Below are 16696 nucleotides of genomic sequence, written 5' to 3'. Positions count from 1 at the left end.
CCTCGCGCGATCAGTCGGTGACCGGCGGCTCGTCGTCGTCGGCCATCCCGCCGCGGTCCGGGATCAGGAATTTCACCGTCTCGACACAGCCCGACGCGCCCCGCGCCGAAGGCACGACGCGGCCGCTGCGCACGATTGAGATCGCCTGCCCCCCGAAATCCGCCGACGGCTGCGCTTCGAGCAGCTTGACATTGCCGACCTCGCCCCACGGCGCGACGTCGAACGAAACCATCGCCCAGCCCTCGATCGCGCGCTTGCGATAGGCGGTCGGATAAGAGGTGGTCGGCCGGCTCGCCCACTCGATCTTCGCAGGGCAGACGGCGTTTGCGGGGCGCATCGCCGCCTTGTCGGGCCGTTCGGGCGCCGCGACTTTCGCAGCGCCGCGCCAATAGGGATAGAGGCAGCCCGTCCGCGCGCCGCCGGTGAAGCGCGACGCACGCACCGCCTCGACCGCCGCCGCGTCGAGTTCCTCACTTCCGGTGCCCTCCGCGACGCGCACATTGACCGGGGTGCCTTCAGCGTCGGTGTCATAGGCGACGAGCGACCAGTCGCGCGCGCCGGGCGTCGCCTTCAGCCTCAGCTTCGCAAAATCGGGACGCGCGCGCAGCAGCGCGACCGGGCGCGGCTTGTCGCGGCAATCGCCGACGGCGGCGAAGCGGTCCCAACCCGCCTTGGGCAACCTTAGCCCGGTCGGAAAGATCGAATAGGCGGCGATGTCAGCGAGCGGCGCCTGCGCCAGCGACGCAAATTGCGGCGAATAGCCTATTTCGCAATTCGCGCGCGGCGCGCTCGCGGTAAAGCGGCTCGCCGCCAGCGCCGGGCCGATATCCTGACCGAAGGGTGAAACGCTGCCAGCGTCGCGCACGATCGAGTGGGTGCGCCCCGCGCCGTCGATCGCGAAGCGATAGGATATGGGCTTGATCCGCTGCGGGTCCATCGTCGCCACATCGACGGCGGGGCGCAGCGCCGTGCCGGCGACCGCCGCGCCATCGCAGCGGATCTCGCCGGGATTCCACGCCAGCAGTTGCTGCGAATAGACGGAATTGCCGGTGACGGGCGGCGCGGGCGCCGCAGCCGGCAGGAAAGCGAACAGCAAGGCGGCGTCCAACATCAAGCGATCCCCCGTAAACTCATCAGACTAGCGCGATTGCGGGGGCTTACAAGATTGAAAAGGCGCAGAATTGATTGCTATTTCGCCGCGCTTCGCTCCTCCGCCAGCCGCTTCACCAGCAGCTTCCGCGAACGGTCGGCATAGGCGCGGCATGCGCCCGGCCGGTCGTTGTACCGCCCCGACCCCGCATTGTCGGGGTGCGCCGCGATCAATATGTCGCACGGCATCGCATCCATCTTGCGATAGCTCGCCGCAAAGCCCTCGACAAAGGGCGCGCCGGCCGGCGCGGTAAAGCGATACCCCTCGGCCGAGACCGGGTTGAGGCTCGATGCGAAGACGACCGTCTTGCAGGTGCTTCCCCCATTTTCTTCGGCGCACGCTGGCCAGCGCCAGCTCATGCTCCCCATCGTGTGCCCCGGCGTCGCGACCGCGGTGATCGCGGTCTTGCCGAGCGTCAGCACCTCGCCGTCGCGCATCACGCGCACGCGCTCCACCGCGGGCCAGCTGCCACCATAGGCAAGCTGCGGATCGTCCTTCGCGTGGCGGCCCGCCCGCAGCCCTTCGGCCCCGCGCTCGCTCGCCACCACCGTCGCGCCGGTGTCGCGCGCCAGCGCCGCGAGCCCGCCCGCATGGTCAAAATGCGGCTCGGTGCTCAGAATAAATTTGATGTCTTTGGGATCGAAGCCCAGCCCCCGGACATTGGCGAGGATCGCGGGCGCCGCCTGCGGCAACGCGCCGTCGACGAGTATCAGCCCGTCGCCGGTGTCGATCAGCGCGACGCTCATCCCCGCGAAACCGACGAGATAGGTCTTCCCGAAGACTTTCTCGGGCTCCGCGGGCGCCAGCCATTGGGCCGCATGCGAACTCTCGATCGGCCGCGTCAGCGGATCGACCGCCGGAACCGGCGCCCCGCTCACCGCGGCGAGCCAGGCGAACAGGCTGATTGCATCGAACATTTTTTGTCTCCCTTCGCCCCAAAAATGCCAAGCGACGCGCCTCGCGACAAAGCATCATTTCTCGACAAAGCCATGAGAATAATTAATGACAGGCCATGGACCGCGCCCAGCTCCCGCTCAACGCCCTCCGCGCCTTCGAGGCCGCGGCACGCCACCTCAATTTTACGCGCGCGGGGCTCGAACTCCATGTCAGCCAGGGCGCGGTCAGCCATCAGGTGGCCGAGCTCGAACGCCGCCTCGGTACACGGCTCTTTCACCGCCTGCCGCGCGGCCTCGCGCTCACCGACGAAGGCCACGCGCTCGTCCCCGTCGTCGCCGAGGCGTTCGACCGCGTCGCCGCTACGCTCGACCAATATATGGGCGGCCGCTTCCGCGAGGCGCTCAAGGTCGGCGTCGTCGGCACCTTCGCGACCGGCTGGCTGCTGCCGCGCCTCGACGCCTTCGCGCGCGCGCACCCGTCGATCGACCTGCGCATCGCGACCAACAACAACCGCGTCGACCTCGCAGGCGAGGCGCTCGACTATGCGATCCGCTTCGGCGACGGCGCGTGGCACGGCACCCATGCCGAGCCGCTGCTCGCCGCGCCGCTGGCACCGCTCTGCGCCCCCGCGATCGCCGCGCGCCTTCAGAAACCCGCCGACCTCGTCCCCGAACGCCTGCTGCGCTCGTATCGCGCCGACGAATGGGCGCTGTGGTTCGCCGCCGCCGGCGTGCCCGTCCCGGTCCTGCGCGGCCCGGTCTTCGACAGCTCGGCGCTGATGGCGGCGGCCGCGGCCGCGGGCCAGGGCGTCGCGCTCGCCCCGCCCGCGATGTTCGCGCGCGAGCTTGCCGCCGAACTTCTCGTCCAGCCCTTCGCGGTCAGCATCGACGCCGGCCGCTACTGGCTCACCCGCCTGATGTCGCGTCCCGAAAGCGACGCGATGCGGCGCTTCCGCGAGTGGCTGACCGAAGAGATGGCAGCCCCGGAAACCGCGTAGATCAGCCCCAAGTTAACAATGTAAATATTGCCGTCGTCAAAGATAACGCTGTTAACACGGGCCGCAGCTATTCCGCCGGACTGCGTAAAATCTTCGCCATCGCCTTGCCCTTGGCGAGTTCGTCGATCAGCTTGTCGAGATAGCGGATTTCCTTCATCAGCGGGTCTTCGATAGTCTCGACCCGAATGCCGCAGACCACACCCGTGATCAACTCGCGCGCCCGGTTGAGCTTCGGCGCCGCCGCAAAGAATTCCTCGAAACTCGTGCCCTTCGCCAGTTCGCCCTCAAGCGCCTTCTGACTATAGCCCGTCAGCCAACAGAAAATCTCGTCGACCTCGGCCTTGGTCCGCCCCTTCTTCTCCGCCTTGGCGATATAATGCGGGTACACGCTCGCGACGCTGATCGAATAGATGCGGTGCTTGGTCATCCGTACCTCACTCGTTATGCGCCGCGGCAACGCTATCGCACGACGCAAGATTGTCGATCGACTTCATCGCAGGCCGGAAAGGTGAAGTCGGCATAAAAAGCGCCTGCGCAAAGGATGGCACACAGCGGCGCCAGCAGCAGCCATGGCGCCAAATGAAACCAGAACAGTCCCGCCCGCTTACTGCGACTTATCGGGGCCCTTCCTGACCGCATCAGGAAAAAGCTGGCGGGCTGAGCGTCGCCCGAGCGCAAGCTTTTCAAAACTGCCAGAGACGCGATCCAAGCTGCCACGGCCAGAACGATCGCGGCAACGATCATCACCCCATAACCCACTGCCGCCGCGAATAGCCCTGCGCCCACAGTAACGCCGTCAAATCATGATGCCGGATCACCGCCGCCGCCGCCTCGCCCGCCGCGGGATGCGGATAATAGCCGATCCCCAGCCCCGCCGACGTGATCATCGGTATGTCGTTCGCGCCATCCCCCACGGCAAGCGTCTCGGCGAGCGGCAGGCCGTGCTTCGCCGCCTCGGCCTTCAGCGTCTCGAGCTTCGCCGAACTGTCGACGACGGGTTCGAGCACCTTGCCGGTCAGCTTGCCGTCCCGGATCTCCAGCTCGTTCGCGACCACCTTGTCGAACCCGATCGCCTCGGCCACCGGCCCGGCAAAGGGCATAAATCCCCCCGACACGAGCACCGAATATGCGCCATGCGCCTTCATCGTCTGCACCAGAGTGCGCGCGCCGCGCGTCAGCCGCACGCGCTCCATCCGGCAATCGACCAGCGTGCTCTCGGGCATCCCGCCGAGCAGCCCGACGCGCTCGGTCAGCGCAGCGCGGAAATCGAGCTCGCCGCGCATCGCGCGCTCGGTAATCGCCGCGATCTGCGGCTTCAGCCCCGCATAATCGGCCAGTTCGTCGATGCACTCGACCGTGATCATCGTCGAATCCATGTCGGCGATGATCAGCTTTTTCGTCCGGTCGCCCAGCGGCTGGACGACGATGTCGAGCGCGCCATGGTCCATCTGTGCCAGTTCCTTGCGCGCGCTGACCAGACTGCCGTGAAAGACGATGTCGGCCGCGTCATGCTCGTCGAGCCAGTGCGGCGCACCGACATCGTGCCCCGTCGCGGCCAACCGGTCTATCCCTTCGCGAACCACCTCGTCGGTCAGCTTCCCGGCTGCTATCAGCGTCGCGACGAACATGGCATCTCCTTCTATCTTGACCGCGAAAGCGCGGCCGCCCGTGGCGCTTATCGCCGGACCCACCGCCAGCGGCAAGAGCGCTTTGGCGGTCGCGCTCGCAAAATCGCTCGGAAACGGGACGTCCGGAAACGCGGCGCCCGGAAACGCAACAGTGGTCAACGCCGACGCCAGCCAGGTCTACGCCGACCTCGCCATCCTTTCGGCTCGCCCGACCGAGGAAGAGATGGGCGGCGTGCCGCACCGCCTGTTCGGCCATGTCGACGCATCGCAAGCGCATAATGCCGCACGCTGGGCGGCCGAAGCGCGCGACAGCATCGCCGAGGCGCACGCAGCAGGCCGGATTCCGATCCTCGTCGGCGGCACCGGCCTTTACCTGCGCACCTTGCTCCATGGCATCGCGCCCGTCCCCGAAATCGACCCGCGGGTCCGCGACGCCGTGCGCGCACTTCCGGTCGCCGACGCCCATGCCGCGCTGGCGATGGCCGACCCCGCCGCCGCCGAACGCCTCAATCCCGCCGACGCCACGCGCGTCGCCCGCGCGCTCGAGGTCGTCCGCGCGACCGGCCGCACTCTCGCCGACTGGCAGCAGGCGCGCGAAGGCGGCATTGCCGACGACATCGCCCTCGCCCCGCTGATCCTCCTGCCCCCGCGCGACTGGCTCCGCGCACGCTGCGATGCCCGCCTCGTCCAAATGTTCGAGGGCGGCGCGATCTCCGAAGTCGAAGCCCTGCTCGCGCGCGATCTCGACCCCGATCTTCCCGCGATGCGCGCGATCGGCGTGCCGCAGATCGCCGCTTTTCTCCGCGGCGAAATCAGCCGCGCCGACGCGCTCGAAGCCGCGCAAGCCGCCACCCGCCAATATGCGAAGCGCCAATATACGTGGTTCCGCCACCAGTCACCCGCCGACTGGCCACGCCACGAAGAGTCATTAAACATCGATTCAATTGGACAATTAGCAATAATATTACGTGATAAGCTGTTGACAGGATAGAATCATACACCTATTGCCCGCATCCTGTTGCAGCGCACAAGGCGCTGCCTTTTTTGTTGCTGAAAGGAGTTTCGTCGTGACGGAAATGAGTGGTGCCGACATGGTGGTTCAGGCGCTGGTCGACCTCGGGGTCGACACGGTGTTCGGCTATCCGGGCGGCGCGGTCCTTCCGATCTATGACGCGCTCTACAAACACCCGACGATCAAGCATATTCTCGTCCGCCACGAACAGGCGGCGACGCACGCGGCCGAAGGCTATGCGCGCTCGACCGGCAAGCCCGGCGTTGTGCTCGTCACCTCGGGGCCCGGCGCGACCAACGCCGTCACCGGCATCACCGACGCTTTGCTCGACTCGATCCCGATGGTGGTGCTGACGGGCCAGGTGTCGACTGCGCTGATCGGCACCGACGCGTTCCAGGAATGCGATACCGTCGGCATCACGCGCCACTGCACCAAGCATAATTATCTCGTGATGGACCCCGACCGGCTCGGCGCGATCCTGCACGAGGCCTTCCATATCGCGACCCACGGCCGCCCCGGCCCGGTCGTGATCGACATCCCGAAAAATGTGCAGGTCGCGACGGGCGAATATGTCGTGCCCGAAAAGATCCTGCACAACAGCTACCGCCCGCAGGTCGAACCCGATGCCGATGCGATCAGCCGAGCGATCGAAATGATCGCCGCGGCCGAGCGCCCGGTCTTCTACACCGGCGGCGGCGTCATCAACGCCGGCCCCAATGCGAGCGCGGCGCTGCGCCAGCTCGTCAGCCTGACCGGCGCGCCGATTACCTCGACCTTGATGGGCCTCGGCGCCTTCCCGTCGGACGACGACAAGTGGCTCGGCATGCTCGGCATGCACGGCACCTATGAAGCGAATATGGCGATGAACCGCGCCGACCTGATCATCGCGGTCGGCGCGCGCTTCGACGACCGCGTGACGGGCCGCCTCGATGCCTTTTCGCCCGAATCGAAGAAGATCCACATCGACATCGACCGCAGCTCGATCAACAAGATCGTGCCCGTCGACCTCGCGATCGTCGGCGACGCCGGCCGCGCGCTCGATGCGCTGATCGCGGCATGGCAGGACAAGGGCCACAAGGCGCGCGACCTCGGCGAATGGTGGCGCCGCGTCGACGGCTGGCGCGCGACGCGCTGCCTCGACTTCCCCGAAAAGAAGGAAGCCGAGGCCGACATCATGCCGCAGCGCGCGGTGAAGGCGCTGTTCGACGCGACGCGCGGCCGCGACCCGATCATCACGACCGAGGTCGGTCAGCACCAGATGTGGGCGGCGCAGCATTTCGGCTTCTCGGCGCCGAACCGCTGGCTCACCTCGGGCGGGCTCGGCACGATGGGTTACGGCTTTCCCGCCGCGGTCGGCGCGCAGATCGCCAACCCCGACCGCCTCGTCATCTGCATCGCGGGCGAAGCCAGCCTGCAGATGAACATTCAGGAAATGGGCACGGTCGCGCAGTACCGCCTGCCGGTGAAGATCTTCATCCTCAACAATGAATGGATGGGGATGGTCCGCCAGTGGCAGGAACTGACCTATGAAAGCCGCTATTCGAACAGCTATTCGGACAGCCTGCCCGATTTCGTGAAGCTCGCCGAAGCTTATGGCTGGACGGGGCTGCGCATCGACACCTTGGGCGAACTCGAAGCGGGCATCAGCAAGATGATCGACACGCCGGGACCGGTGATCGTCGATTGCCGCGTCGCGAAACTCGCCAACTGCTTCCCGATGATCCCGTCGGGCGCCGCGCACACCGACATGATCCTTCAGCCGAACGACATCACCGGCACGATGGACGACGAAGCCAAGGCACTGGTGTAAACACATGAAAATCAAGACCGAAGCCGGCGAGCGCCATGTGCTCGCCATCACCGTCGATAACGAGGCCGGCGTGCTCGCCAAGATCACCGGCCTGTTCACCGCGCGCGGCTATAATATCGAAAGCCTGACCGTGGCCGACATCACCGCCGACCACGCGCTCAGCCGCATCACGATCGTCACCTCGGGCCCGCCGCCGATCATCGACCAGATCATCGCGCAGCTCGACCGGCTCGTGCCCGTGCACAAGGTCGTCGACCTCAACGACGCGGGCGAGGCGCATGTCGAGCGCGAGATCGCACTCGTCAAGGTCGCGGGCACCGGCGACAAGCGCATCGAGGCGCTCCGCATGGCCGACGTGTTCCGCGCCAAGGTCGTCGACACGACGCTGTCGAGCTTCATCTTCGAAATCACCGGGACGAGCGACAAGGTCGACCGCTTCATCGCGCTGATGCGCGAATGCGGGCTGGTCGAGGTCGGCCGCACCGGCGTCGTCGCCATAGCCCGCGGGTCGGAGGCGCTCTAGAATTACAGAATGACGTTTCAACCTTCGTCACCCCGGACCTGATCCGGGGTCCATGGATGCCGGATCAAGTCCGGCATGACGAATGAAAATAAGGGAAGAAGAACATGCAGGTTTATTATGATCGCGACGCCGACCAGGATCTGATCAAGGGCAAGAAGGTCGCCGTCGTCGGCTATGGCAGCCAGGGCCACGCCCACGCGCAGAATATGCGCGACAGCGGCGTCAAGGAAGTCGCGATCGCGCTCCGCCCCGGTTCGGCGACCGCGAAAAAGGCCGAAGCCGCGGGCTTCAAGGTGCTTTCGAACAAGGAAGCCGCCGAATGGGCCGACGTGATCATGATCGCCGCCCCCGACGAGCATCAGGCGAAGATCTACGCCGACGACATCGGCCCGAACATGAAGCCCGGCGCCGCGCTCGCCTTCGCGCACGGCCTCAACATCCACTTCGGCCTGATCGACGCGCGTCCCGACATCGACGTCTTCATGGTCGCGCCCAAGGGCCCCGGCCACACCGTGCGCAGCGAATATCAGAAGGGCGGCGGCGTCCCCTGCCTGATCGCGGTCGCGCAGGAAGCACAGGGCGCGGGTTCGTCGGGCAACGGCTTCGCGAAAGCGCTCGCCCTCAGCTACGCCTCGGCGGTCGGCGGCGGCCGCAGCGGCATCATCGAGACGACCTTCAAGGAAGAGTGCGAAACCGACCTCTTCGGCGAACAGGCGGTGCTCTGCGGCGGCATCACCCACCTGATCCAGGCGGGTTTCGAAACGCTGGTCGAGGCGGGCTACGCCCCCGAAATGGCCTATTTCGAGTGTCTCCACGAAACCAAGCTGATCGTCGACCTCCTCTATGAAGGCGGCATCGCGAACATGCGTTACTCGATCTCGAACACCGCCGAATATGGCGACATCAAGACCGGCCCCCGCATCATCACCGACGAAACGAAGAAGGAAATGAAGCGCGTCCTCGCCGACATCCAGTCGGGCCGCTTCGTCAAGGACTTCGTGCTCGACAATCAGGCCGGCCAGCCCGAGCTGAAGGCGAGCCGCAAGGCCGCCGCCGCGCACCAGCTCGAAAAGACCGGCGCCGAACTCCGCGCGATGATGCCGTGGATCGCCAAGAACCAGCTCGTCGACAAGTCGAAGAACTGACGGCCTTTCGCAATCGCGGGCGAAGAGCTACGGCCGGATCATGGCATCCGACCTCTCCTTCGCCTGCGATTGCGGGACCGTCACCGGAACCCTACAGGTCATCTCGGGCGGGGGCGACCATGTCGTCTGCCATTGCACCGACTGCCAGAAGCTGACGCACCATCTCGGCCACGCCGAACGCCTGCTCGACGCGCACGGCGGCACTGCGCTCTACCAGACCCGCTGCGCGCATATGCGGATCGACACCGGCCGCGACCAGCTCGCCTGCCTCCACCTGACCGACGCGCCGACGCTGCGCTGGTACGCCGCCTGCTGCCGCACGCCGCTGTTCAACACGTTCAAGAATGGCAAGCTGCCCTTCATCACTATCCTGATCGCCGCCTGCGATCCGGCAAGGCGAACGGTGTTCGGACCACCGCGCGGCCATCTCTTCACGCAGGACGCGACCGGCGACGCCAGCCACCTGCCCAAAATGGGCACACCGACGCTGATGCGTCGCTTTTTCGTGCGCGCGATCAAGGACATCGTCTCGGGCGACCGCCGGCGGTCGCCACTTTTCGACGCAAAAACCCTCGAACCGATCGCCCAACCTCACCGATTGACCGACGAAGAAAAGCTTGCCCTCAGCCGCCGCTGAGCCGGCACGCGCGGGTTTGTCATTTCGACCGGATGCCCTAAGGGAACCCCGATGCCGGGTCCCTCTCCCTTCGCCGCCCATCGCGCCGATCTCGCGGCGCTCGCGCAGGACAGCCGCCGCCGCACGCTCGCGCCGCGCACCGGCCGCGATTTCGCGTCGAACGACTATCTCGGCCTCGCAGATTCGGACGCGCTGCGCGATGCGCTCGCCGCCGGCATCGAACGCGGCCTTCCCGCGGGCTCGGGCGGTTCGCGCCTGCTCCGCGGCAACCACCCCGAGCATGAAGCGCTCGAAGCGCACGCCGCGCGCCATTATGGCAGCGAGGCCGCGCTCTTCTTCGCGACCGGCTTCGCCGCCAACGCCGCGCTTTTCGCGACGCTGCCGCAGCGCGGCGACCTCGTCGTCCACGACGAGCTGATCCACGCGAGCGCGCACGACGGCATGAAGCTCGGCCGCGCGGGCCATGTCGCCGCCGCGCACAACGACGCGCAAGCCTTCGACGACATCATTTCGCGCTGGCGCGCCGGCGGCGGCGCCGGAACGCCGTGGATCGCGGTCGAAAGCCTCTATTCGATGGACGGCGACCGCGCCCCGCTGACACAGCTCGCGCAGGTCGCCGACCGCCACGACGCCGTGCTGATCGTCGACGAAGCGCACGCCACCGGCGTCTTCGGTCCCGGCGGCGCCGGCCTCGCGCACGCGCTGCCGCGCCGCGACAATCTCGTCACCCTCCACACCTGCGGCAAGGCATTGGGCGCCGAGGGCGCCCTGCTCTGCGCCCCCGCGATCGCGTGCGACTTCCTCGTCAACCGCGGCCGCCCGTTCATCTTCTCGACCGCGCCCTCGCCGCTGATCGCGTGGCTCGTCCGCCAGGCGATCGAGATCGCCGCGAACCAGCCCGAGCGCCAGGCGCGCCTCCACGCGCTCGTCCGCCACGCCGCCGAGCGCCTCGTGCCCTTGGGAATCCCCGCCAGCGGCACCCAGATTCTGCCCGTGATCATCGGCGACAACGATCGCACGATGCGCATCGCGGGCAGCCTCCGCGACGCGGGCTTCGACATCCGCGGCATCCGCCCGCCGACGGTGGCCGAGGGCACCGCGCGTCTGCGCATCGCGATCACGCTCAATGTTGACGAAGCTAACATCGACGCGATGGCCGACGCGCTGGCGCATGCGATGGCCGCGGCATGACGCGCTTCGTCGTCACCGGCACCGACACCGGCATCGGAAAAACCATCTTTTCCGCCGCTTTGGCGCAGGCGACCGGCGCTCCCTACTGGAAACCGATCCAGTCGGGTCTCGAAGAAGAGAGTGACAGCGAAGCCGTCGCGCGCCTCGCCGGCGTGCCCGTCCTGCCCGAAGCATACCGCCTCGTCACCCCCGCCTCGCCGCATCGCGCCGCCGAAATTGACGGCGTTAACATCGATCTCGAAACGCTCGTGCCGCCGCCCGGCGACCTGATCATCGAGGGCGCCGGCGGCGCGCTCGTCCCCGTCACGCGCACCACCCTCTACGCCGACCTGTTCGCGCGCTGGCAGATCCCGGTGATCGTCTGCGCGCGCACCGCGCTCGGCACGATCAACCACAGCCTGCTCACGATCGAAGCGCTCCGCACCCGCAACGTCCCGATCCACGGCCTAGCCTTCCTCGGCGATGGGGTCGAGGACAGCGAAGCGATCATCGCCGCCATCTCGGGTGTCCGTCGCCTCGGCCGCCTGCCGATCGTCGATCCGCTGGACAGCGCAACGCTGGCAGCGGCATTCGAAGCCAACTTCCAGATCGCCGACTTCGCCTAACCCAACACCGTTCGCCCTGAGCTTGTCGAAGGGCCGTCCTTCTCTTATCCGCCGCCAAAGAAGAGCGGTGCTTCGACAAGCTCAGCACGAACGGAATTTGGATATGGCCGATACCTCCCCCGTCTGGCACCCCTTCACCCAGCACGGCCTCGGCGACCCCATCCCGCTGATTTCGCGCGCCAAAGACGCCAAACTTTACGCCGCCGACGGCCAAAGCTGGATCGACGCCATCTCGAGCTGGTGGGTCACCACCCACGGCCATGCGCACCCGCGCATCATGGCCGCGATCCGCGACCAGACCGAAAAGCTCGACCAGCTCATCTTCGCCGGCTGGACGCACGAACCCGCCGAGACGCTCGCCGCCGAACTGATCCGCATCACCCCCGACCCGCTCACCCGCGTATTCTTCTCGGACTCGGGTTCGACCAGCGTCGAGGTCGCGCTCAAGATGGCGCTCGGCTATTGGTATAACATCGGCGAGGCGCGCAGCCGCATCCTCGTCCTCGAACATAGCTATCACGGTGACACGATCGGCACGATGTCGGTCGGCGAGCGCGGCGTCTACAATCGCGCCTGGCAGCCTCTGCTGTTCGACGTCGACACCATCCCCTTCCCGCACGAAGGCGTGGAGCAAGCCACGCTCGACGCGCTCGAAGCCGCCTGCGCAAGCCAAGAAACGGGCAGCGCGCCCGCCGCCTTCATCGTCGAACCGCTCATCCTCGGCGCGGGCGGGATGCTCGTCTACCCCGCATGGGTGCTCGCCGAGATGCGCGCCATCTGCGCGCGCCACGGCGTGCTGTTCATCGCCGACGAGGTGATGACCGGCTGGGGCCGCACCGGCACGCGCTTCGCGTGCGACCAGGCGGGCGTGATCCCCGACATCGTCTGCCTCTCGAAAGGCCTGACCGGCGGCAGCCTGCCGCTCGCGGTCACCCTCTGCATCGAGCCGATCTTCGCAGCGCATTTCTCGACCGACCGCGCGAAGACATTTTATCATTCAAGCAGTTACACGGCCAATCCCATCGCCTGCGCCGCCGCGAACGCCAATCTCGAAATCTGGCGCGACGAGCCCGTGCAGCAGCGGATCGACGCGCTCGTCGACGCACAGGCTGCGCATCTGTCTTTACTCTCGCACGACCCGCGCGCCCAAAACCCGCGCCGCCTCGGCACGATCGCCGCGCTCGACATCACCGTCCCCGACGCGGGCTATCTCTCGAATCTCGCGCCGCGCCTGATCGCTTTTTATCGCGACCGCGGCGTGCTGCTCCGCCCACTCGGCAATACGCTCTATGTGATGCCGCCCTATTGCATTACTGCGGACGAACTGGCGCAGGTCTGGGAAGCGATCGGCGCGTCGCTCGATATTCTTGCGGACTGAATCCCAAAAAAACGGGGCGAGCCAAGGCCCGCCCCGCTTATCTTGCCTGCCATCCAGGCTTACATGCCATCGAGGCCCTTGCTGACCAGGATGTTCACCGCGACGCGGCGGTTCTGCGCCTTGCCTTCGGGGGTGGTGTTGTCCGCCGCCGGGTCGGCTTCGGCCATGCCGGTCGGGCTCAGCATGCGATAGGGCTTCCAGCCGCAGGCCTGCTGCAGATGGTTGACCACGCGGCCCGCCCGCTTTTCGCTGAGCTCCTGGTTGAGCTCCTGGCTGCCGGTCGAATCGGTGTAGCCCACGACGAGCAGCAGCGCATTGTCCATGCCCTCGGCCTGGTTCGCCGCGTTGCAAAGATCGGCCTTCGCCTGTTCGGACAGCACCGCCTTGCCGGTGTCGAAGTTCACGTTGGTCGTGGCCTTGACATTATACTGGTCGATGTCGCCGACGCGGCCGCGCAGGGCCTCGGTCGCCGCCGTCTGTTCGGCGAAGCGCTGGTCGGTGCCGGTGTGGATCATCGACGCGGTGCGCAGATCCTTGCTCTTGAGGCTGACCTCGTTCGCCACCAGTCCGCCGTCCCACTGCAGGGTGTCGACGCTGACCGGAAGGCCGTTGAGCAGCGAATTCGCCGCGAGCTTGTCGCGGTCGAGGCCGAGGAAGCCGCCGCTGCTCTTGATCTTGGTATATTCGGCGATCGAGATCGGCGTGTTGTTGCCGTCCGCGGTCGTAACCTGGATCCGGCCGTCGCTGCGCGCCGAGATGATGCCTTCGACCTTGGGTCCCTTGGTCATCTGGTCGGGCGAAGGCAGCTGACCGTAAACGGTCGTCATGACTTCGCTGTCGGACGTCTGTTGCGCCTGCTCCGGCGCCTGCTCTTGCGCCTGCGCCGTCAGGCTGACCGTCGCCGGTGCGGCGAGCATCGCCAGCATCAACATCGCGCCCGAGCTCTTCGAAACGGCACCCATACCCTACTCCTTCAATTGAACCAGCTGCCCCCGCAGCTCAGGCCCGCCCGTTGACGTGGCCCTTTCTGGGACATGAATACTCGTGGGCCGGTCGAAAGTTGCGCAGGTCGTCGAGCTTGGTGCACGGCAGGGCGATAAGGCCGTGTCGCATAATCGAAATTTTTTCGTTGGCGGACGGGAACCGGGGAACGAAAGGCCGTCCCCGGCTCCGGCCGGCCTCACTCGCCGAATTTGGCGTCGTCGGGCATCGCCGCCCAATTCTTTTCCGCCGCCGCGATAAAGCCTGCGCGGTCCTTGTCCCACTTCGCCTTCACCTCCTGATTGAAGTTCAGGTAAAGCTTGCCGTCGACGATCGCATAGGCGAGCGGATCGCCGGGCGCGAGATAGCCGCGCGACATCGCCCACGCGCAATGGCCGCCATATTGCGGCATGAACGCCGCCGGATCGGCGCGGAATTTCGCCGCATGTTCGGCGCTGGCGAAATGATAGACCGCCCCGTCATGCTCGACCGCAAAGGCCGCGTCGCCCTTCACCGGCACCCCGCCCTCTTCGAAATAGCTCACAGGATCATAGCCGCTCACCGCAATGTTGCCACCGTCAACACCGACATAGACCGGCTTCGCATAGGCCTGCGGCGTGAACGCCGCGACCGACAAGGGAGCGAGCACCGCGGCGAGCAGTGCGAAAAAGGCTTGGTTTTTCATGGGCAGTCTCCATCTGGAAGGCATCGGCCCCGCGCCGGCCCCCGTCGCCACCCAGTTCGCGCCGAAAGCGCAAAGGGTTACGGCAATTATGCAGGGGGCAGTTCGGCTTAGGTTCATCTGCGGCGCTTCATCTGCGATGCTAGGGACCGGGGTCTGGGAATGCGATTGTGACGAAGAAGAAAGCCGGCCTCCTCCCCCTCCTCGCGGCGCTCGCGCTTGCCGCGCCGGCGCTCGCGCAAGAGGATGACGGCAGCCTCGCGCAGTCCAGCACGCCGCCCGAACGCACCTCGATACTCTATACCTATGGCGATGAACCCTGCCCCGAAGCGCAGGAGGGCGAGATCGTCGTCTGCGCGCAGCAGCCCGAAACCGAACGCTACCGCGTGCCCAAGGAATTGCGCGAGGAATTGAAAGAGGATGAAGCCGTCGGCGGCGGCAGCTGGGCCTCCAAGGTCGAAGGCTATGAAAATGTCGCGCGCGCGAGCCGCCCGAACAGCTGCTCGCCCATCGGCAGCTACGGCTTCACCGGCTGCGCCGCCGCGGCGCTGCGCGACTGGTTCGAGGCACGCCGCGCGCCTTGACCCCCGGCGCGACGCGCCCGCCAACGCAAACTCGGCTCGTCGCATATACCCCGCACGGGGTATGTCCTCTTCCTAAATCGCTGATACCGCGCCGTCTGGGGCCCTGATTGTGTGGGGGGCAATCGAAAACCGGGCGCGGCCGTTGATGCGCCGGCGTCCGGCGGGGGGGTATCGGCGGCCAGCGACCCGCCGTCGATATCCTTTCCCGGCCGCTCCGTCCGCTCCCCTCAGCGCAACAGCCGGTTCACCAGCGCCGTCAGTTCGGCTTCGCGCCCGACCTCGCTCTTGCGCAGGATCGACTTGATCTGCGTGCCCAGCGTCTGCGCGCTCGTCCCGCGCTCCGCCGCGATCGCCTCGCGCGCTTCGCCGTTGGCGAGCCGCAGCGCGATCTCGGCCTCGGCGGCGGTAAGGCCGAGCGCGGCGCGCAGCGGCACCGCGCGCATCGCGGGAATGTCGGCCGCCTTGCGCGCGACGACCAGCACGCGCGGTTCGAACCCGAAATCCCATTCGCGCCGCGGCAGCCGGAACAGCTCGCACAGGACCCCGGACGCGCCGGCGCGCGGCGACTCGATCCAATATTGCTGCACCGCGCCGTCCGCCGAGGGGTCGTCCAGCGCCCTGCGAAGCGCCGCTTGCAGCAGCGCGTCGGCGTCGCGCCGCACCGCGCCCAGCCGCCCGTGGCGCAGGCACAGCGCGGCGTCGGGCCCTTCGCTCAGCATCGCATCGGCGACGCCCGACAGCGCCGCGACCGCGCCGTGCCGGTCGATCAGCAGCGCGGCGACGCCGATCGCGTCGAACGCCGCCACCGTCATCTCGGCGCCGCGCCCCGCCATCGCCTGCTGCATCCGGATCGCCGCGAGCGCGTGGCGCGCGCCCGTCCCGAACAATTGCAGGTCGCGTTCGCCCGTCCGGCCGTCGCGCTCGGTCCGCAGCGCCGCCATTCCGACGAGCAGCCCCTCGCCCTGAATCAACGTGGTCTGGCAGCCCTGAACCCCGCCCCAGCGGCGGATATGTTCTTCATATTCGTCGGTCCCGCTCCGTTCGCGGACGACATCGTAATGCCTCTCGCTCAGCACCTCGAGCGGGCGCCCGGTCGCCGCGACGCGCCAGTTGACCTCGGGCCGCCATGCCTCGATCTCGATGAATTCGCGCTGATAGCTCGCGTCGATGTCGGGCATGAAGTTGAACAGCGCCGCGTCGGCGCCGATGCCGATCAGTTGCGCATGTGTCGATCCGGTGCGGCGTGCGAACAGGCGCAGCGCCGCGTTCCAGCCGTCCGCCTCGAACGGCGCCGCCAGAAAGGCATTCCCGATCTCGCCCGCTTCGCGGGCAAACACGCTATCCATGCCGCCAGGCCCCCCCAGCCTTCGTGCCTTCCTGCGTAGCAGCATGAAATGCGGCAGGGCACAAGCGTCTTGCGACGACGTGCGCCCCGCGATGCGAACCGAAACGCTGCGTTTCTTCGCCGCTTGTTGA

General features: G+C 67.0%; 18 protein-coding genes. 10 read left to right on the top strand and 8 right to left on the bottom strand.

The genetic code is table 11. The features are described from left to right. Positions 1–10: 10 nt before the first annotated feature. Both VFG17_RS19465 and bla read right to left on the bottom strand, forming a co-directional pair. Positions 11–1111, bottom strand: a complete 1101-nt coding sequence (locus tag VFG17_RS19465) for a TonB family protein (protein ID WP_325031026.1) — start codon at positions 1109–1111, stop codon at positions 11–13. Between the two features lie 77 nt (positions 1112–1188). Beyond that, the gene (gene bla, locus VFG17_RS19460) at positions 1189–2067 is read right to left on the bottom strand and encodes a subclass B3 metallo-beta-lactamase (RefSeq protein WP_325031025.1); all 879 of its coding nucleotides are present in this window, start codon (positions 2065–2067) and stop codon (positions 1189–1191) included. A 95-nt stretch (positions 2068–2162) separates the two neighbouring features. Here bla and VFG17_RS19455 point away from each other — a divergent pair, with 95 nt between their 5' ends. Next, a complete protein-coding gene (locus VFG17_RS19455) occupies positions 2163–3044 on the top strand; it encodes a LysR family transcriptional regulator (RefSeq protein WP_325031024.1) in 882 nt (293 codons plus the stop codon). 67 nt (positions 3045–3111) lie between these two features. Here the strand turns inward: VFG17_RS19455 and VFG17_RS19450 are convergent, their stop codons facing one another. From VFG17_RS19450 to serB, 3 genes are read right to left on the bottom strand one after another with little or no spacing between them, the layout of a single operon-like run. Beyond that, positions 3112–3471, bottom strand: coding sequence for a DUF2200 domain-containing protein (locus tag VFG17_RS19450; RefSeq protein WP_325031023.1), 360 nt, complete (start codon positions 3469–3471; stop codon positions 3112–3114). A gap of 32 nt (positions 3472–3503) precedes the next feature. Then, positions 3504–3788: a hypothetical protein gene (locus VFG17_RS19445; protein ID WP_325031022.1), complete on the bottom strand. Its 285-nt coding sequence runs from the start codon at positions 3786–3788 to the stop codon at positions 3504–3506. Further along, positions 3788–4672 (bottom strand): phosphoserine phosphatase SerB, encoded by an 885-nt coding sequence (serB, locus tag VFG17_RS19440; protein ID WP_325031021.1) that lies wholly within the window; start codon positions 4670–4672, stop codon positions 3788–3790. Before serB ends, VFG17_RS19445 begins: the two co-directional genes overlap by 1 nt. Here serB and miaA point away from each other — a divergent pair. The 8 genes from miaA to VFG17_RS19400 all read left to right on the top strand — a co-directional run bounded on the left by miaA (position 4671) and on the right by VFG17_RS19400 (position 12973). After that, the gene (miaA, locus tag VFG17_RS19435; RefSeq protein WP_325031020.1) at positions 4671–5663 is read left to right on the top strand and encodes a tRNA (adenosine(37)-N6)-dimethylallyltransferase MiaA; all 993 of its coding nucleotides are present in this window, start codon (positions 4671–4673) and stop codon (positions 5661–5663) included. The genes serB and miaA overlap by 2 nt on opposite strands. 76 nt (positions 5664–5739) lie before the next feature. Beyond that, positions 5740–7494, top strand: a complete 1755-nt coding sequence (locus tag VFG17_RS19430) for an acetolactate synthase 3 large subunit (RefSeq protein WP_325031019.1) — start codon at positions 5740–5742, stop codon at positions 7492–7494. Between the two features lie 4 nt (positions 7495–7498). Next, the gene (gene ilvN / locus VFG17_RS19425) at positions 7499–8017 is read left to right on the top strand and encodes an acetolactate synthase small subunit (protein WP_325031018.1); all 519 of its coding nucleotides are present in this window, start codon (positions 7499–7501) and stop codon (positions 8015–8017) included. A gap of 104 nt (positions 8018–8121) precedes the next feature. Continuing rightward, positions 8122–9162 (top strand): ketol-acid reductoisomerase, encoded by a 1041-nt coding sequence (gene ilvC, locus VFG17_RS19420; RefSeq protein ID WP_325031017.1) that lies wholly within the window; start codon positions 8122–8124, stop codon positions 9160–9162. 40 nt (positions 9163–9202) lie between these two features. Beyond that, positions 9203–9799, top strand: a complete 597-nt coding sequence (locus VFG17_RS19415; protein WP_325031016.1) for a DUF6151 family protein — start codon at positions 9203–9205, stop codon at positions 9797–9799. Between the two features lie 51 nt (positions 9800–9850). After that, positions 9851–10990, top strand: a complete 1140-nt coding sequence (locus VFG17_RS19410; protein ID WP_325031015.1) for an 8-amino-7-oxononanoate synthase — start codon at positions 9851–9853, stop codon at positions 10988–10990. Beyond that, positions 10987–11595 (top strand): dethiobiotin synthase, encoded by a 609-nt coding sequence (gene bioD / locus VFG17_RS19405; RefSeq protein WP_325031014.1) that lies wholly within the window; start codon positions 10987–10989, stop codon positions 11593–11595. Before VFG17_RS19410 ends, bioD begins: the two co-directional genes overlap by 4 nt. A gap of 103 nt (positions 11596–11698) precedes the next feature. Beyond that, positions 11699–12973: an adenosylmethionine--8-amino-7-oxononanoate transaminase gene (locus tag VFG17_RS19400; protein ID WP_325031013.1), complete on the top strand. Its 1275-nt coding sequence runs from the start codon at positions 11699–11701 to the stop codon at positions 12971–12973. Between the two features lie 59 nt (positions 12974–13032). Here the strand turns inward: VFG17_RS19400 and VFG17_RS19395 are convergent, their stop codons facing one another. Further along, a complete protein-coding gene (locus VFG17_RS19395) occupies positions 13033–13935 on the bottom strand; it encodes an OmpA family protein (protein WP_325031012.1) in 903 nt (300 codons plus the stop codon). Between the two features lie 218 nt (positions 13936–14153). Then, on the bottom strand, positions 14154–14639 hold the full coding sequence (locus VFG17_RS19390; RefSeq protein WP_325031011.1) for a YHS domain-containing (seleno)protein: 486 nt from the start codon (positions 14637–14639) through the stop codon (positions 14154–14156). Between the two features lie 167 nt (positions 14640–14806). On the opposite strand from VFG17_RS19390, the gene VFG17_RS19385 reads away from it, so the two are divergent. Beyond that, positions 14807–15220: a hypothetical protein gene (locus tag VFG17_RS19385; protein ID WP_325031010.1), complete on the top strand. Its 414-nt coding sequence runs from the start codon at positions 14807–14809 to the stop codon at positions 15218–15220. 227 nt (positions 15221–15447) lie between these two features. On the opposite strand, the gene VFG17_RS19380 is transcribed toward VFG17_RS19385, so the two are convergent. Beyond that, complete coding sequence (locus tag VFG17_RS19380) at positions 15448–16566, bottom strand: helix-turn-helix transcriptional regulator (protein WP_325031009.1); 1119 nt, start codon at positions 16564–16566, stop codon at positions 15448–15450. Positions 16567–16696: the final 130 nt, after the last annotated feature.

The sequence above is a fragment of the Sphingopyxis sp. genome (genome assembly GCF_035686825.1).
In the GTDB taxonomy this organism is placed as follows: Bacteria; Pseudomonadota; Alphaproteobacteria; order Sphingomonadales; family Sphingomonadaceae; genus Sphingopyxis.
This window is presented reverse-complemented; position numbering and strand designations above follow the sequence as displayed.